The sequence below is a fragment of the Arcicella sp. GW821-FHT09D11 genome (assembly GCF_059416265.1).
This window is the reverse complement of the sequence record NZ_JBWKOV010000006.1, coordinates 154,937-173,875: the sequence shown is the minus strand read 5'-3', so window position 1 is coordinate 173,875 and position 18,939 is coordinate 154,937. Positions and strand designations below refer to the sequence as shown.

Here is an 18,939-nt window from a genome sequence, read left to right as displayed (position 1 = left end):
AAATAGTATAAGTATATTCTGTTTGAGGTTTCGGGTATTTGTGAGGGTTCCCACCGTTGTTGGAGTTTGTCCTCCAACAACACGAGCGTAAGCAACGCCAAGGGCGAAAAAACACACTATTCCTTCAGTAATCTAATACTATAAATAGCCCCAGTACTTTGTTTATTTTTAGCAACAAATTTGATATTGATAGCCTTTGTATTCAATGTTTGTGGCAATTCATAATCAATATCTGATGGCTTTCTCGACTTCTTGGCTTCTAGTTGAATTGTTTTAAACAACTCCCCATTAATAACAATATCAAATTCTCTGGCTTTATTTTCATTTCCAACAGTAATTCTTAATTTCTTAGCAGTCTGTTCAGCGTTTCTTAAATCATAGCTAATCCAGTCGGTAGTACTTCTCCAAAAAGCCCCTAATTCTCCCCCTGTGTTTGATTGATTTCCTTGAAAATGATGGTCAGCTTCGGGTTGTTGTTCTCCTAAAGCTATTTGGTCGATGGTTTGTTGTTCCAACGCTAATTTTATTTGCTCCTTTTCCTTCATTTCTTTTACTTTCACTGCCAATTGTTCTTGATTCATTACAGGAAAATACATCATATAACGGGCATCATGTAACTGATAAAAAGGAATTAGCGTTAGTGATTGGTATTTGCTTGGATAAAGTGCATCGCCCATTGAAAACTGTAAAGCTGTATTTTTGATAGGCTGTATTTTCGATAAGTATTCATTAGAATTACTTACTAAAATCGGTGCTTCATCTAATGGATATAGCTTCCCTGAGGCTTCATGTCCCATACGACTATCGTTAGCAAAAAGCCCTTTTAGGTCTGTCGTATCTGTTTTGGCTGCTAATACAATTGGTCCGTGTACAAATGAAACCCAAGGCGAGCCATCTGGAAGTGTTTCAGCAGTAGTTTCCATCGGGAAAGTAAGCGATACTTTATCACCTGATTTCCAAGCTCTATTGATAGCAATAAACGAAGAAGGTTTTTGATTCAGCACAAAGGCTTTCCCATTGATTTTTACTTGAAAAGCATTTTCTTTTACCCATTTTGGATAGCGAACAAAGAGCGTAAAGGTTTGTGGTTTTGTAAGTTTTAGGCTAATTTCTGAATTTGAAGTGTTCGGAAATTGGGTATTTTGAGTAAGTACTATTCCTTTTTCTTTCCAGTTCAGGGTTGAAGCCATGAATAGGTTTACATATAAATCTTTGTCAGTATGAGCATAAATCATTTCACCATACTTTCCGTGATTTTCTAATCCTGAGCCTACACAACACCAAAAACCTTCTTGTGGCTGTGAATAAACACGGTAGTGACGAGGGCGAATAGGCGTAAAATACACAAATCCCCCTTTAGTAGGATGTTGAGACGACAAGATATGGTTAAACAATGTACGTTCATAAAAGTCTATATAATTGGCTTTAGGTTCTGACAAGAATAAAGATTTAGTCAGTTTGAGCATATTATAAGAATTACAAGTTTCTGGACCTTGGTTAGATTCCAACATCGGCGTAAAATCATTTACAGGATTAAAATGTTCTCTGAAACTATTTCCGCCAAAAGAAACACTGCGTTTTGAGCTAACATTTTCCCAGAAAAAATTAGCTGCATTTGCCCAATCTTGATTATTCGTCAAACTTGCTATACGCTGAAAGCCAATCACTTTTGGGATTTGCGTATTAGCATGCAAGCCTGTCAGCGCATCTTTTTGTGCTAAAAGGGGATTTAAAATAGCACGATGAGATATTTTCTCAGCTATCTCTAAATATTTTTTTTCTTTCGTAATTTCATACAACTCAGCATACACTTCATTCATTCCACCATGTTCTGTTTGAAGCATTTTTTGGATTTGAACTTCATTCAAGTTTTGAATTGTACCAGCAAACCAATCACTTAATTTTACTAAAACCGTTAATGCTTGCTTATTACCTCCTACCGTATAGGCATCGTACAAACCTGCAAATAATTTATGAATATTATACAGAGGTACCCAAGTATTGTTCAGACCAAATCCACTACCATCCAAATCTCCTTTGGCAATTCTCGACCAAAATACTTTTCCCTGTGGAATCCCTCCGACATACCCATCTCCATTTTTTTCTTGGCACAAAGCCAATTCCGACACCATATAGTTTAGGCGTTTCTGCATTTCGGGATTATTAGTCGAAGCATACATCAAGGCCAAGGCTGATAAATAGTGTCCCCCGATGTGTCCATCCAAACCAGAGTTCTCCCAATTACCATATCGTTCTGCTTTTAATGGCAAGCCTGCATCTATGCGATATGGTGCTAACAATCTATCAGGATTTAAAGCAATGATATATTTCATATCCACCTGCTGAGCATTTAAAAATGGCCCTGCTTGCAAACGAACAGCTTGTAAAGGAAAGCTTTGAAGCTTTGGAGTAGTAGCAGATTCTTGTTGAGCATAACATGTTGTTAAAATGCTCATGAAAAACAAGTATAAAGAAAAGTGTTTGATAGACATTGTATTGTTCATGGATTAAAAATTGAACGCAATAAAAATTGGCTACATTTAAAATGTGTATTTTTGACACAAATATAGGCACGCTTTTTTGATTATATAAGTGGTACTTATAAAAGCAAGGCTTTTAAGCACCAAATCCATAACGAGGGATTTGAGTCGCTCATTATGGATTAATGATTTTAAGTATTTTACAAATCTACTTTTTGCATTTTTGGCGTTAACAAATGAATAATGCCCCAAGCTAACAAATAGGCAAAACCACAGGCTAAGAAAATGATATTATAGCCTCCGTTTAGGTCACCAAGTAATTTATACTTATCTAAAATAATACCGATAAAATAAGGGAACAATACTCCTCCTAATGAGCCCGCCATTCCTCCAATACCAACGACGGAACTAATGGCTTTTTTAGGGAACATATCTGATACAGTTGTAAAGATATTAGCACTCCAAGCTTGATGAGCGGATGCTGCTATACTAATCAAAAATACTGCTTGCCAAATATCAGTAGCATAACGTGCTAACACAATAGGTATAACGAATATGGCAAAAATCAACATAGCTGTTTTTCGAGCTTTGAAAACTGGCCAGCCCTTTTTAATAAACCATCCCGATAAATAACCACCACCGATACTACCTATTGTGGTAAAAGTATATAAAACCGCTAAATGTATGCTTGGCTTTTTTAAATCTAAAGCAAAAGTCGACGAAAAATAAGAAGGTAACCAGAACAAGAAAAACCACCAGATAGGGTCAGTCAGGAATTTACCCGTAACAAATGCCCACGTTTGTCTGTACTTAAATAATTGAAGCCAAGGTACAGATGTTGTAGCATCCACTTCTTCTTCGTTATCACTATGGATGTACTGAAACTCTTTAGCAGAAAGGTTTTTCTTACGAGCGGGGATTTCATAAATAAACCACCAAAAAAGTAGCCAAATAAAACCAATGGCTCCCGTAATGATAAATGCTTCTTCCCAACCATAAGCACCTAAAATCCAAGGTACCATGATAGGGGCAACTACTGCCCCAATGTTTGCTCCAGAATTAAAAATACCCGTTGCCAAGGCTCTTTCTTTTTTAGGAAACCATTCTGCTACTGATTTAATGGCGGCAGGGAAATTACCTGCCTCTCCAAAACCTAACGAGGCTCTTGCAATGCCAAAACCTAAAGTTGTTTTAGCTGCTGCATGAAAAATAGCGGCTATACTCCAAATAATAATAGAAATGGTATAACCGAGCTTTGTACCAATTTTATCAATAATGCGTCCGAAAATCAATAAGCCAATCGCATACGCCGCCGTAAACGACATAACGATTTTTGAATAATCGCTTTCTGTCCAAGATAATTCTTTTTCGAGCGTCGGTTTCAATAGACCTATTACTTGTCTGTCGAGATAGTTGATGGTTGTGGCAAAGAATAATAAAGCTACAATCGTCCAACGGTAAGTACCTGAATTTTTCATAGAGAATGGTTAAAACTTAATAACTTCCCAAAATGCTTTTTTGGGTTTAAGGTTTTTATCAAATAAGAGCGGGAAGTCTTTCCTACCTCTTACAGGAAAATTATCCAACCAAGAATATTGGTCTGAAAGATTCCAGAATGTTACGCTTGTAATATGTTGTTTATGCTTTCTGAAAACATCAAAAACCATTTTGTATTGCTGTATTTGTTTTTGTTCCATTTCATCCGTGAAAATACCTACTCCATCGTTTTCCCTCCTTTCTCGTCTTTCATGTTCTTTTGGATATACAGAAATATCTAGTTCAGTAATCTGTATTTGCAAACCCAAACTCGCAAATTTTGTAATTGATTCTTCCAATTCACTTCTTGTAGGTTCATCAATCGACCAATGGGCTTGTAACCCTACGCCATGAATAGGTACGCCTTTTTGTTTCAGACCTTTCAATAATTGATAGATTTTTTCTCTTTTGGCTTTACTTTCAGTGTTATAGTCATTGTAAAAAAGTAATGCATTTGGGTCGGCTTCATGAGCATATTCAAAAGCTTTGGCGATGTATTCTTCTCCTATAATCTCATAAAATTTAGATTTTCTATACATTGAAAGTCCAGTGTCGGGCACCGCTTCATTAACTACGTCCCAAACATAAATTTTGCCTTGATAATGTTTTACTACCTCAAAAATATGTGCTTTTAAACGAGCTAATAGTTCCTCTTTCGTAACGACTCTATTATCCTTTTTAAAGAACCATGCAGGAGTTTGATTATGCCAGCACAAATTATGCCCCCGTACTTTCAAGCCATTTTGCTGAGCAAAGGCTACCATCTTGTCTGAGGCTTCCCAATTATACACATTCTCTTGAGGATGAATGGGTCCCATTTTCATAGAATTCTCAGGCGTAAGACTATTGAATTGCTGTACAATAAAGGAGGATTCTGCACCCTCATTCACCATCCGAGGGTTTACAGCTACACCAATAGGAAAGTAGGCTTGATAATAATCTTTGAGTCCTTTGACCTTTTCGCTTTGAGCGAAAAGGTATAAAGAGCTACAAGTATATAAAACGGTTAAAAGGGTTTTCTTCATTTATTTGTAGGCAGTGATTGTTTGAATACTTCCGTCTGGATTATACTTCAACTCTGTCACTTTTACATTTCTTAAATGTGTTTTTCCAGAAAGCTGTACATCATGATAAAACAAATACCATTTCCCTTTGATTTCCACAATAGAATGATGGTTAGTCCAACCGTCAACTGGATTCAGCACTACGCCTTTGTAAGTAAATGGTCCATAAGGATTATCTCCAATAGCATAATTGATGAAATGGGTATCACCTGTTGAATAAGAAAAATAATATTTGCCTTTGTATTTATGTAACCATGATGCCTCAAAAAAGCGTTTGGTATTGTCGCCTGCCAATAATACTTTACCATTTTTATCCAGAATCTGCACATCTTTTGCTTCCTCGGCAAAACTTAACATATCCTTACTCAATTTGGCTATTTTAGGCGCTAAAGCAGGCTGGTTATCATCTTGCAATTTCCCTTTAGGATCATAACTTCCTGTTTTCCAACGTTGTAATTGTCCGCCCCAGATACCTCCGAAATACATATAATAACTACCATCTGTATCTTTAAACACACATGGGTCTATACTGAAACTACCTTTGATAGGCTCTTTTTCAGCCTTGAATGGCCCTACTGGACTTTTGCTAGTGGCTACGCCCATTCTAAAAACGTCATCTTTGTCTTTTACAGGAAAATATAAATAATAAGTTCCGTTTTTAAACGCAGCGTCGGGTGCCCACAACTGGCGACCAGCCCAAGGAATATTTTTAATATCTAAGGCTACGTCATTGTCCGTTACTTTTCCTCCTATTTTATCCATTGATAAAATATGAAAATCTTTCATATCAAAATGACCACCCTCATCATCTTCTTTCACGCCCGACTCAATATCATGTGAAGGATAAATATAGATTTTTCCATTAAACACATGAGCAGAAGGGTCGGCTGTGTAAATATGAGAAACCAAAGGTTGCGATATAGGCTTTTTCGCTTGTCCGAAGACAGACAAAGATGCAGCCACTAAGCATAATGATAAGAATTGTTTTTTCATGGATAATTAAAATTAAGAGTGTGCAATAAGCATTTTCACTGCTTCACGTATTTATCAAACATTGATTTAAAAGCAAATATTATAATAATATCTGCTTTTTACAAGATTATTACAATAAAAAACTAGAACACATAAGAACTGTTTGATACTATAGCCCCAATTGGTTCTATAGCTAATGATAATTAATGGTTAGGTAATCATTAAAAACCTATTGAATTTCCGCCATCTACAGGTAACGACGCTCCAGTAATATATTTAGCAGCTTCTGATGATAAAAATACGGCTGCCATACCAATGTCTTCTGGTTTACCAAAGTATCCCATAGGTGTGCGGTCTAGTGCTTTGTGCTTTCTAGCAGGGTCTGAATTCATGGCAGTTTGTGACATTGCCGTTTCGATAAACCCTGGTGCAATCGCATTTACACGCACATTGTCGACAGAAAACTCCATTGCTAATGCCTTTACCATGCCTTCTACCCCACATTTTGATGCTGTATAGGCTACTACTCTGTCTATCCCATAATAGGCTGCCATGGAAGAAATCATCAAAATTGAGCCTTTCTTACGTGGTAACATTTTTTTAGCACAGGCACGGGTTAAAGCAAAAACAGCATTCAAATTTGTATGCACAATACGGTTGAAATCTTCGTCAGTTACTTCTACTGCGAATTTTTTCATATTGATACCTGCATTATTTACTAAAATATCAATAGCACCTATTTCACTTTCTATTTGCTCTACCAAGCCTTCTAAGTGTTCTAGAGCAGTTACATCATTCACAATATAAAAAGCGCTATCACCCAATTCACCAACCGCATCTTTTAAGGCTTGCTCACGTCTACCAGTAATAACTACTTTCGCTCCTGCTGCAATCATGCACTGAGCAATCGCAAAGCCTATTCCACTTCCGCCCCCAGTAATCAGGGCAATTTTTCCTTCTAATGAAAACATATTTTTTTTAGCTTTAAGCTAATAGCTATGAGCCATTAGCTTTTTTACTGTTGATTTTTAAATATTATAATAAATGTCTATGTGTGCTAAAGAATTTATAGCATCAAGAAAAAACTCATTGCTATTAGCTCAAAGCTCACCGCTACCTTAATTGATACGTTTCTACTAATGTTTTTACTTCATCCAGACTTCTTTCTGGTTTAGGGAAAGGAGCAGGAATTGGCATTTTTGAATATTGCTGAAAATACAACACACAGGCATCTCTCCACCAAACGGCTTCTCTTTCCTGTACAGCTAGTCGCCCTGCCACATCTTCAAAAATTTCTTTATCTACATTCTGCTTTACAGATGCCCATTGCTGACGCATTTCCTTTACCGAGGCTAATCCTGTATAATACCTAGTACAAAGTTCATCCCAAAGGGTATTTCCTGTTGATAATTTAGTTTTCCAGCCTACATGATGAAACCACAGTAAATAGGGCAATGGAGTTTTGCTAGGGTCATTCCATTGATTTTGTACTTCTGGTGCATATAGTAAAAGGGCTTCTGTTCCTTTTTTAGTTCTATCAAAACCAAGACCTACACTATCTGCACGGTGATAATATGCCGATGCCCAGTCAGGACGTGCACTTCTTTCTAACCAAGGTTCAGGGCCGTAATGAATACCTTGTCCCATAATATGATGAAGCCCCAACGGAGTAGTGAAATTCACATAGTTTTCACGCGAGGCTAACAATATATTCGTGACCGTTTTTACTGCTTTCTCGTCTTGACTTAAAGTCATTTTAGTCCATTCATCTGCAATTTGCGCTGATGATAATTCATGATTCCACGCCAATCTACCAAATGCATACCAATTCGCTTGAGACATAAAATGTCCTGTCCAATTACGGTCAGAACCCGTATTGGCTACCCCAGCAATCGCCGTCAAATTATAATCATGCAAAGAGCCATCAACCACTTTAGCTACGGTAGAGCCTTTCCCTTTTACATAAGTATCAGATTCAAGACATTCTTTGAAGAGGGGTGCTAAATAAACCAAATTGGTAGAAAATCCCAGATACTCTTGGGTAATCTGGAACTCCATCGCTAATGGTGTTTTAGGCATGGCTCCAAAAAGTGGATGAAAAGGCTCACGGGCTTGAAAATCAATCGGGCCATTTTTTACCTGAACAATTACCTTCTTATCAAATTGCCCGTCTAGTGGTTTGAAATCGTTATAAGCTTCTTTATAGCGGTCACCTTTGGGGTCATCTTTTGAACTTGGTTTATACACAAAGGCACGCCAAATAACTACCCCAGTGTATGGTTTTAAGGCTTCTGCCAACATATTAGCCCCGTCTGCATGGGTTCTTCCAAAATCCTGTGGTCCAGGCTCTCCTTCGGAATTCGCTTTTACCAAATACCCTCCAAAATCTGGGATAATCCTGTAAATTTCCTTCGTTTTGGCTTGCCACCAAGCACGTACTTGGGGGTCGAGCGGGTCGGATGTTTTAGCTCCCTTTAAAATTTTAGGAGCAGCAAAATTCACCGATAAAAATATTTGAATACCATACGGACGAAAAACATCAGCCAAGGCTTTTACCTTTAAAAGGTATTCTTTGGTCATGAATCTTGCACTAGCATTTACATTGTTCACTACTGTAGCATTAATACCAATTGAAGCATTGGCACGCGCATAATCTTTGTAGCGAGGGTCTATGTTTTCTGGTAATTCATACCATTTCCATAAAGATGAGCCTGCATAACCTCTTTCGATAGTTCCCAAAGGGTTATCCCAATGGTTTAACATCCGTAGTTTGATTTTAGGATTACTTGTGATAAAGATATTTGCTAACGATTTTCCTGTCTGAATACTTCTTAGCAATTCAAATGTTCCGTACAATATTCCTTTTTCGGTATTACCAGAAACCACTACATTGCCATTCTGATTGATAATGGTAAATCCTTCATCATTCAATGCTTGATTTTTCGAAAGTTGAAGTACAATTCCACCTGCATTTTTTGAGGTACTCAATACTGAAACTTGCTTACCAAGCAATCCTTGTAAACCACTTTTTAATTCATCAGTAGCTACTTTGATGATTTCGTTCTGAGCATTGGCGACAATAAATTTTGTAAAATGCGCATAATTTTCTCGCTGTTGTTTATTGCTGATTAAATCATATTTTAACCACAAACGATAACCATCGTCGGCAAAGGTATTCATACTGACAAAAAATAGTAAAAACCCTATTATTTTTTTGTACATAATGCTATAATTTTTTTGGCAATAATAATGGATTATTTCAGACTGCGTTCTATTCCTAATTCTAAACCTCTTAATTCCGCCAAGCCTTTTAAACGACCAATGGCAGAATAGCCTGGATACGATTTCTGCTTGCCTGTTTTCTCTAAATCATCTAACATCAAATGCCCGTGGTCTGGTCGCATCGGAATCGACACAACGCCTTCGTTGGTTTCTTTTCTTCGATTTTGTTCTAGCACAATGGCTTTTACCACTTCATACATATCTACGTCACCATCCAAATGGGCTGCTTCATGAAAATTGAGTGGATTCTCTTCTCGTTTAGTAGTACGTAAATGAATAAAATGAATACGTTCTCCAAATTGCTGAATCATTTTTGGTAAATCATTGTCATCTCTTATCCCTAAAGAACCTGTACAAAAAGTAATTCCATTAGCTGTTACATCAGCCGCGGCCATTAGTTGGGCTAAATCATTTTCGGTACTTACTACCCTTGGCAAACCCAACAATGATTTTGGTGGGTCATCAGGGTGAATACACAAATTTACTCCTAGCTCTTGGGCTAAGGGTGCTATCTGCTGAATAAAGTAGTATAAATTTGCCCGTAATTCAGCATCACCAATATGTTTATAATTATCTAAAAGTGCCTGAAAATTAGTTAATTCAAAAGCTTCTTCCGAACCTGGCAAACCTAATAAAACAGTATTGGTAAGCAAAGCAAGCTCTTCAGCAGACATTGCTTTCATTTTTTCTAATGCTGAAATTTGTACTGCTTCTGTATAATCCTGTTCTGCATTGGGTCTTTTCAGAATGTATAAATCAAACAGCGCAAAATCTTCCCAAACAAACCTAAGGGCTTTAGCACCATCTGGCATTTCATAATTCAAATTAGTACGAGACCAATCCAATACAGGCATAAAATTATAGCAAACCGTTTTGATGCCACAAGCTGCTAGGTTCTGTAATGAGGTTTTGTAGTTTTCAATGTATTGCTCACGCGAAGGCAATCCTTTTTTGATGTCCTCGTGTACAGGTAAACTTTCTACTACTACCCATGTAAGCGGACTATACTGTGCATTGTCAGCTTCTATTATCTGTATACGTTCCTTGATTTTTTCGACAGTCCAGATTTCTCCTACAGGAATTTGGTGTAAAGCCGAAACTATACCCGAACAACCTGCTTGTCGGATGTGCATCAGTGAAACGGGATCGTTGGGTCCGAACCAACGCATTGTGTGCATCATACTCATATTATGTAAGCTAATAATTAAAAATCGATAGGTACAAAAACCTTATGCTTTTGTTAACTTATGTGCAAGTGTCTGGGCTTTAATAGATAATTCTGTTGCCAAAAAGCAATGTTCTTGCGTCATCGCGGTTTCTGTACGATTCACAATATCATTCACTAATTGTTCTCCATAAGGTAAAAACTCATTGCTACAATCTATGTACTTAGTTTCCTTGTTGTTTACCAAGTATAAATTATTCCCATGGTCATAGCTTGCTATGTCTATATTTTTACGAATCTCAATATATCCTTCTGTACCCAAAATAGTAAGGCGACCATCTCCCCACGTTTTCAGTCCATCTGGCGAAAACCAGTCAACTCTCACATAGCCAGAACCTTCGTTACCACGCAACATCACATCACCAAAATCTTCAAATAATGGGTATTGAGGATGATTGACATTAGCAATTTGTGAAGCTACTACTTCTGCTTTTGTTGAGCCTGTAAAAAACAAAAACTGGTCGCATTGATGCGAACCAATGTCACACAGGATACCTCCAAATTGTTTTTTATCAAAAAACCAAGCAGGTCTTGAATTAGCATTAATTCTATGAGGGCCCAAACCAATAGTTTGTACTACCTTACCAATAGCACCAGCCTTTACAAGTTCTCCAGCCTTTACTGTCGCTTTATTTTCAAAACGTTCGCTATACATGATAGAGTAAATTCGCTTGGTAGCTTTTTGTACTTTCCTTACTTCTGCCAATTGTTCAAGCGTTGTAATACCGGGTTTATCCGACATATAGTCTTTCCCATGTTTCATCACTCTAATGCCTAGTGGAGCTCTTTCATTAGCAATAATCGAACTCAACACCAATTGTATCGACTTATCTTCCAGAATTTCTGTTTCGCTCAAAGCCAACTTAGCATTTGGATATTTTTTGGCAAAATTGGCTACTAAATCTGCCTCTTTAGCATAAAATGAAACCAATTCTCCTCCCCCACGAATTACTGCCTCAACCTGACCGTAAATATGGGCGTGGTTCATGCCTATAACTGCAAATTTAATTTTAGGCGCAAGGTGTCTATGAATGTATGGTGAACTGCTAGTCTCTATTTTGGTAGCACCAGCCATAATTTCTTGCGAAACACCCGACATTAACACCATGCCCGCTGCTGAAGAAAGCGTATTTTTAAGAAAATCTCTGCGATTGTTTTGTCCGTTTTCCATCGTTTTTTTCAGTTTTTCTACTTGTTAGATTGAGTTTTTTTAGCAATCTCCAAAGCCTTGGTTGTTGTGTAATATTTTGAAATCATATTAGGTATTTCCCATGAAGGTAATTTACCCGCTTTCAAAAATTCCAAGTATTTTTCGGCAACTCGCCCAAAATGGGCTTCATGACCTTCTTTATATTTTTCTGGTATCAACACTTCCCACCCTTTTGCATTTTTCTTTACAGCAATTCCTTCAAAACTCTTTTGCAAAGCTGTTACTGCTTTTAAAAGAGCAGGTTCATAAGTATCAGCAGGATTGATAGGTTCGATATACAATGTTGGTTTATAACCTTGCTCTGCTCCCTGACGGATGATAAGATTAGCTTTTGTACCACGCATGATAGAATAATGCGTATCGCCACCACCCTCTGGTGCTTTATACGCCCATATTACAGAAGTTTTGGAATGAACACCTTTTAGTTGATAATTGATTTCCCCATTTGCATATATTTTCAGGGTAGTATCATTGGCTAAGTCTTTCTTCAAAAATGCAGGAAAACCATCTGTTTTAGTAATCGTTTTAAACTGACTCAAAGTCATGTCTGTGGTCCAACGCTTGGCACTGGTTATGTTGACATCTTTTTGATAGTCAATCACTTGTTCAGGGAAACATTCCCATTGAATCAAATCTACCAAATGCGTTGTCACATCCACCACACCTTCACCTTGTTGAGCGGCATCCATAAACCAAGTTGGTCGCGTTAATACACTGCCAGATACATACTTATAAAAATGGTGAACGCTTTCTTTCGTAACTGCGGGATTATCAGGCGTTCCTTTTTCTAACGTGCCAAACACAGCAGGAATCCCTGAAAATGCCCTTTGAAGCATCGTGCTGATTTCATAGCGTTCAGTCATGATATCATAAAGCAATACTTTCTTTTTAGCAGCATTACTAAAAGTAGCTTTTAGCCTCGTGAAATCTTTGGCATCGATAATCATCGGTTTGTCAGCAAGTACATTGAATCCTGCATTGACCGATTTCTCTAAATAATCTGCTTTGATTCTATTGTTTCCAGCTATCACTATTACATTGCCTGCTTTTTCAGATAGCATCTTTTCAAGATAATCGCTTCCTGTATATACTTTTTCTTGCCAATGAGTAGGATTATCAGCCCTAGCATTATAAGAATTTATTCTATCTAAATGAAACTGCACGTCATTACCAGCAGGTGCATAAACATGTACTATCGGACTTACATCTGGATACATATTTTTTTGAACTAGTGCCGCATGAAAATGCCCAGGGTCGAGGGTGATTATTTTTACTGCTGGCGCTGATTGTGCTTGTGCATATACACTTGAACACAATCCTAATCCAATACCCAAAAGTGCCTTATTAATTAATTTCATTATTATCTCTTTTTATTCTCTAATAAAACATTGTTAAATTTTGATAGCATAAGGTGCTCGTTGCTCTCTGGCTAACAGTAAATTTGCTTCTGGGTCATTGATAAATCTTTCTTGCTTTGGATTCCAAAATAGTTTCCTATCAAGCTTCATTGCTGCATGGTGTAACAAACAAGCAGTACATGAACGGTGTCCTATTTCTGTGGGCGCAATAGGTTCTTTTCTAGAAACAATGCTTTCCAACCAGTTTCCATGATGATCTTTACTAACTGTTAAGTGCGTTTCGTTATCACCAATGACAGACGTTATTATTTTAGGGTCGCTAGCGTCCAAGGCTTTGGGGGCGTTTTGTTTCGCTGTAGGGTCGCTAGAAGTAACGGCTGCATCTCCTCTTGATACAAAAATCCAGCCTTCTGTTCCTTCAAATTTAATACCGTTGGGCAGTTCATTGCTTACAACCATCCTCACGCCGTTTTCATACAACGCCTCAGTTCTGAAAATTCCATGAACATTCCATAGTCCTTTTTTAGGGAAATCCGCTTTACCCCAAATCTCAATAGGACCTGTGTGTTCTGTATTCATAGCCCAGTGGGCACAGTCTATATGGTGTGACCCCCACCCTGTTATCATACCTGCCCCAAATTGTTCACAACGCAACCAACCTGGACGGTCGAAACCTGATTGAGGGTGTACTCTTTTTTCAGTATAATATACGTCTGGCGTAGTTCCCAGCCACATATCATAATTAAGATTTTTCGGGATAGGCATTTGAGATTCTTCATCGCCTGATGGGTCACCCGGTAAGCCTACGTAAACCGTTTTTAAAGTACCAATTCTACCATTTCTTACCAATTCTGCGGCATACCTAAATTGGTTTGATGAACGTTGCTGACTTCCTACCTGTACTATCCTTCCTGATTTTTTCACTGCATTCGCCATCATTCTGCCTTCTGAAATAGTCAAAGAAGCGGGCTTTTGCATATATACATCTTTCTTGGCACCTACAGCATGAATCACTATTGGGGCATGCCAATGGTCAGGCGTACTTACCAATACCGCATCAATATCTTTGTTGAGTAACAGTTCGCGATAATCTGTATAGGTCGTTACACCATCGAAATCTTTTCCTGTTTTCTTTGAATAAAAATCATTTACTAGCTTTTTAGCTGATTCAGCACGATTGCTATCTAAATCACACACTGCCATTATCTGAGCATTATCGAATTTCCAAACGCCGGGCATATCGTGCCCTCTTGAAATCCTACCTGTACCAATTGCTCCGATGTTTATTCTATTGCTGGGTGCATTCTTCCCAAATACAGAGGCTGGAACAATGGTTGGAAAACCTGTAATGATAGAACTTGCTAAAGTTCCTTTGATACCTAAATCAAGAAATTGTCTTCTAGATATTACATTTTTCTGTTCTTGTGACATATCCGTTTATTTTCAAAAATTAAAAAGGTTCTTAATACTTTACTAACTAATGTGCATTTTCATACTACAAGCTTTTATTCACTAGCATGCTTATTAACATAATTTCAATAGCATTCTGTATAAATATTCTTATATTTTATGGTGTAAAACAATGCTTATGTCGCTGGTATCAAAAGTATTATGACATGCTATATCTACTGGTTTATGCTACTTAAATATTGTTATTTTAATTGAGAATGTAAAGATGGAAATTAATTTTTATTATGCAATCGGTTGCATAATTTTTTTATAATTATTCCAATTAAATATTTTATTATTCAGTTTCACAAAAAATAAAAAAGCTGTAATATAGGCCAAAAAATGCATAAATGACCATTAAATGATAAATCAGGTTAAGAAAGGTCAAATCATTTATAAACATTAATACTGTAATATTTTCAATTGTTGCATAAAATTGTTTTATAATTGTACCATAATTATCCAATGAAAGAAATCCCAAGCATAATTTTCTAGCACTAGGCATCTGGAAGGGGCATAAAATTTATATCATGAGTAAAGAAATAACTATTTACGACATCGCAAGTCAATTAAAGTTATCCCCCGCAACCGTCAGCAGGGCTTTAAATGATCATCCTGCTATCAATGAAAAAACTAAGTTATTAGTCAATACCAGAGCCACCGAATTGGGCTATCGTTCTAATAAATTTGCAAGCAATCTTCGTAGACAAAAAACGAATACTATCGGTGTGATTGTGCCTAGGCTAAATAGCTACATCATGTCTACTGTCATTGCAGGGATGGAGAAAGTGGCAAATGAAGAAGGTTTTAATTTGATTATCAGCCAATCACTAGAATCACAAAAAAAAGAAATCGCCAACGCCAAAACCATGTTTAGCAGTCGGGTAGATGGCTTACTGGCTTCTGTGGCTTTCGATACCGATTCCTTTGAACATTTTCAGCCTTTTCTGAAAAAGAAAATTCCTTTAATTTTTTTCGACCGTATTTTTGAAAATAGTGATTGTCCAGATATCGTCATTGATAATGCCAAGGCGGGTTATGAAGCTACCAAACACCTGATTGAGCAAGGTAGAAGCAATATTGTACATATTACAGGTAATTTAAAAAGGAATGTTTATTCCGACCGCCTTAAAGGATATCAACAAGCACTTATAGAACAAGGTATTCCTCTGAATCAAGATAATGTGTGGGTAACAGCACTTAGTCTAGAGGCAGGAAGAGAGGTGGCTCATCGGATAAAGGCTTTAACCCACAAGCCTGATGCTCTTTTTATTGCCAGTGATTTATGTGCGGTAAGCTGTATAGCTACTTTGAAAGATTTGAATATAGATATCCCTAACGATATTTCGGTAGTAGGCTTTAATAATGACCCTGTTTCACAAGTAATTTCACCCAAACTAACTACCATTCATTATCCTGCCAAAGAAATGGGAGAAATGGCTGTAAAAAGCATGATAAATCACTTAAAAGGCAATTTGAATCTGGATACTACTACTACGATTACTTTACGCTCTGAATTGATTATAAGAGAATCAAGTCTGTTTTCAAAAGATTAGCTTTGATTAAAAATTGCATTTTCAAGAAATATCCTCGACCTTAGAGGAATGCAATTTAATAATTAATTTATGCCAAATCTGAACGTTAAAATCAATAAAGATAATACCTACGATGCCATCGTGATTGGCTCTGGAATGAGTGGCGGTTGGGCTGCTAAAGAACTTTGTGAGAAAGGTCTAAAGACATTAGTACTTGAAAAAGGAAGAATGGTAAACCATGTGGAAGATTATCCTACTATGATGTTAGATCATTGGGAACTTGAACATCGTGGTGGACTTTCGTATGAAGACCAACAAAAGCAACATATCCAGATACGAAGTGGTTTCGTGGGAGAATCAGTCAAACATTTTTTTACGAATGATATTGATAATCCCTATCAGGAAAAACAACGTTTCGACTGGATTCGGGGTAATCATGTTGGTGGGCGTTCACTCACTTGGGGAAAACACGTGTATCGTTGGAGCGATTTAGATTTTGAAGCCAATGCAAAAGATGGTATTGCTATCGACTGGCCTATACGTTACAAAGATTTGGCTCCTTGGTATTCTTATGTTGAGAAATTTGTGGGCGTGAGTGGCGAAAAATTAGGCCTTGACCATTTGCCCGATGGTGAATTCCTTCCTCCGTTTGAATTAAATTGCTTAGAAAAACATTTTAAAACAGAGGTAGCTAAAAAATTCAATGGTCGCCCAGTAACTACTGGACGTGTAGCACATCTAACTGAACCACAGCCACAACACTTAGCCTTGGGACGTGGAAAATGCCAAAACCGCAACCGTTGCTCAAGAGGTTGCCCATTCGGGGCATACTTTAGTAGTAATGCTGCTACCTTACCCGCTGCAAACAATACTGGCAACTTTTCTATCCGTCCAAACTCTATTGTTCATTCTATCATCTATGACGAAAAAACACAACGTGCTACGGGTGTAAGAGTAATTGATAGCGAGACAAAAGAAGAGATTATTTTCAAAGCCAAAATCATTTTTAGCTGTGCTTCTACTTTAGCCACCACGCAGATTTTATTAAATTCCAAATCAAGCCGTTTCCCGAATGGAATGGGGAATGATAGTGGTGAATTAGGACATAATTTAATGGACCATCACTATAGAACAGGAGCAATGGGGTCTTATGATGGCTTTGAAGACCAATATTACAAAGGCCGTAAGCCAACAGGCTTGTTTATTCCAAGATACGTAAATTTGAATGACGCTTCTAAAAATCCAAACTTTATTCGTGGTTATGATTATCAAGGGGCAGGTGCTGGCAGAGGCAACTGGGGAAGAGGCGTAAGTGAAGAAGGCATCGGTGCAGCCTTTAAAGAATCATTATTTAAGCCAGGAGGCTGGGGAATGGCATTGATGGGTTTTGGGGAAGTATTACCATACCACGACAATATGGTAAGCTTAGACGCTAAAAAAACCGACAAATGGGGTATTCCACAACTAGTTTTTGATGCTGGATTGAAAGAAAATGAAATGAAAATGCGTGAGCAAATCAGGATAGATGCTGCCGAAATGTTGGAAAATGCAGGCTTTAAAAATGTAAAAACTTTTGATAATGCAGGTGGACTGGGCGTAGGTGTACACGAAATGGGAACTGCCAGAATGGGAAAAGACCCTAAGACTTCGGTATTGAATGGCAATAATCAAATTCATTCTGTGCCTAATGTATTTGTAACAGACGGGGCTTGTATGACGTCCGCTTCTTGTGTTAATCCTTCTATTACTTATATGGCACTTACAGCACGTGCTGTTGATTTTGCTGTAAATGAGTTGAACCGTAAAAATTTGTAACATCATGAATCGCAGAGAAGTCCTTAAAAATACATCCTTATTTATAGGTTACAGTTTATCGGCTGGTGCCCTGTCTGAACTATTTATTGCTTGCCAAAAAGAAGCGCAATTAAATTGGAAACCTGTATTTCTTTCAAACAATCAGGCTAACCTAATTGCAGAAATCACAGAAACAATTTTACCAAAAACAGAAACACCCGGAGCAAAAGAGCTTGGCGTGCCTCAGTTTATTGATAAAATGTTAAAAGATTTACTTTCAGAAGTAGACCAGAAAGCCTTTGTAGAAGATTTAGGAAAGTTTGATAAAAGTTGCGAAGAAGCCTACAAAAAGCCCTTTATTGAATGTACTCAGGCGGAAAAAGAAGCATTTTTATTAAAAGCAGATAAAGAAGCAGGCAAGCTCCCTCCTAGTGCTTGGGGCATTACTTTAGTAGCAAAACCAGCGCCTATTTCATTTTTTAGGAGGCTCAAAAGCTTGACATTATTGGGCTATTATACTTCTGAAAAAGTGGGTAAAGAAATACTTACGTATGACCCTATCCCCGGAGAATTTATTGCCTGTATGCCCTTAGATAAAGTAGGTAATGCTTGGAATGAATAATATTGTATTTATCAAAAAAGAGTATTCGAACTTACTTTTGCCTTTTGGGTATATCACTCAAAAAATATAACATAATAAAATGAAAAGATTTTGTCTTGCCCTTGATTTAGTTGACAACCCACAGCTCATCGCTGAATATGAAGCCTATCATCAAAACATTTGGGAAGAAATAAAGACGAGTATATTAAACGCTGGCATAATAGATATGGAAATCTATCGAATCATGAATAGATTATTTATGATTATGGAAACGGAAGACGATTTTTCGTTTGATAAAAAAGGAGAAATGGATACCAATAATCCAAAAGTACAAGAATGGGAAAAACTAATGTGGAAATACCAATCAGCTTTACCCATTGCCAAAGAGGGCGAAAAGTGGCTTTTGATGGATAGAATTTTTAAATTAGTATAA

The 18,939-nt window shown here is 37.3% G+C and carries 14 protein-coding genes; 4 read left to right on the top strand and 10 right to left on the bottom strand.

Annotated elements, in window-relative coordinates:
* Positions 1–116 precede the first annotated feature (116 nt).
* From AC07N0_RS17775 to AC07N0_RS17730, 10 genes are all read right to left on the bottom strand, one after another.
* A complete protein-coding gene (locus AC07N0_RS17775) occupies positions 117–2,456 on the bottom strand; it encodes a beta-L-arabinofuranosidase domain-containing protein (protein ID WP_494590264.1) in 2,340 nt (779 codons plus the stop codon).
* A gap of 224 nt (positions 2,457–2,680) precedes the next feature.
* The gene (locus tag AC07N0_RS17770) at positions 2,681–3,958 is read right to left on the bottom strand and encodes an MFS transporter (protein ID WP_494590263.1); all 1,278 of its coding nucleotides are present in this window, start codon (positions 3,956–3,958) and stop codon (positions 2,681–2,683) included.
* Positions 3,959–3,967: 9 nt separating this feature from the next.
* On the bottom strand, positions 3,968–5,041 hold the full coding sequence (locus AC07N0_RS17765) for an endo-1,4-beta-xylanase (protein ID WP_494590262.1): 1,074 nt from the start codon (positions 5,039–5,041) through the stop codon (positions 3,968–3,970).
* Complete coding sequence (locus AC07N0_RS17760; RefSeq protein WP_494590261.1) at positions 5,042–6,073, bottom strand: glycoside hydrolase family 43 protein; 1,032 nt, start codon at positions 6,071–6,073, stop codon at positions 5,042–5,044.
* Between the two features lie 200 nt (positions 6,074–6,273).
* Positions 6,274–7,023, bottom strand: a complete 750-nt coding sequence (locus AC07N0_RS17755; protein WP_494590260.1) for an SDR family NAD(P)-dependent oxidoreductase — start codon at positions 7,021–7,023, stop codon at positions 6,274–6,276.
* Positions 7,024–7,165: 142 nt separating this feature from the next.
* A complete protein-coding gene (locus AC07N0_RS17750; RefSeq protein ID WP_494590259.1) occupies positions 7,166–9,274 on the bottom strand; it encodes an alpha-glucuronidase family glycosyl hydrolase in 2,109 nt (702 codons plus the stop codon).
* A 32-nt stretch (positions 9,275–9,306) separates the two neighbouring features.
* Positions 9,307–10,521, bottom strand: a complete 1,215-nt coding sequence (uxuA, locus tag AC07N0_RS17745) for a mannonate dehydratase (RefSeq protein ID WP_494590258.1) — start codon at positions 10,519–10,521, stop codon at positions 9,307–9,309.
* A 42-nt stretch (positions 10,522–10,563) separates the two neighbouring features.
* On the bottom strand, positions 10,564–11,730 hold the full coding sequence (locus tag AC07N0_RS17740; protein ID WP_494590257.1) for a Gfo/Idh/MocA family protein: 1,167 nt from the start codon (positions 11,728–11,730) through the stop codon (positions 10,564–10,566).
* 17 nt (positions 11,731–11,747) lie between these two features.
* A complete protein-coding gene (locus tag AC07N0_RS17735) occupies positions 11,748–13,127 on the bottom strand; it encodes a putative oxidoreductase C-terminal domain-containing protein (protein WP_494590256.1) in 1,380 nt (459 codons plus the stop codon).
* Positions 13,128–13,160: 33 nt separating this feature from the next.
* Positions 13,161–14,558: a Gfo/Idh/MocA family protein gene (locus tag AC07N0_RS17730; RefSeq protein ID WP_494590255.1), complete on the bottom strand. Its 1,398-nt coding sequence runs from the start codon at positions 14,556–14,558 to the stop codon at positions 13,161–13,163.
* Positions 14,559–15,106: 548 nt separating this feature from the next.
* On the opposite strand from AC07N0_RS17730, the gene AC07N0_RS17725 reads away from it, so the two are divergent.
* From AC07N0_RS17725 to AC07N0_RS17710, 4 genes are all read left to right on the top strand, one after another.
* Positions 15,107–16,132: a LacI family DNA-binding transcriptional regulator gene (locus AC07N0_RS17725; RefSeq protein ID WP_492803709.1), complete on the top strand. Its 1,026-nt coding sequence runs from the start codon at positions 15,107–15,109 to the stop codon at positions 16,130–16,132.
* A 69-nt stretch (positions 16,133–16,201) separates the two neighbouring features.
* Positions 16,202–17,926 carry a GMC oxidoreductase gene (locus tag AC07N0_RS17720; protein WP_494590253.1) on the top strand — a complete coding sequence of 575 codons (1,725 nt, stop codon included), beginning with the start codon at positions 16,202–16,204 and terminating at the stop codon, positions 17,924–17,926.
* A 4-nt stretch (positions 17,927–17,930) separates the two neighbouring features.
* Positions 17,931–18,527 (top strand): gluconate 2-dehydrogenase subunit 3 family protein, encoded by a 597-nt coding sequence (locus tag AC07N0_RS17715; RefSeq protein WP_494590251.1) that lies wholly within the window; start codon positions 17,931–17,933, stop codon positions 18,525–18,527.
* Positions 18,528–18,606: 79 nt separating this feature from the next.
* Entirely contained in the window at positions 18,607–18,939 is a 333-nt protein-coding gene (locus AC07N0_RS17710) for an L-rhamnose mutarotase (RefSeq protein ID WP_494590250.1), read from the top strand.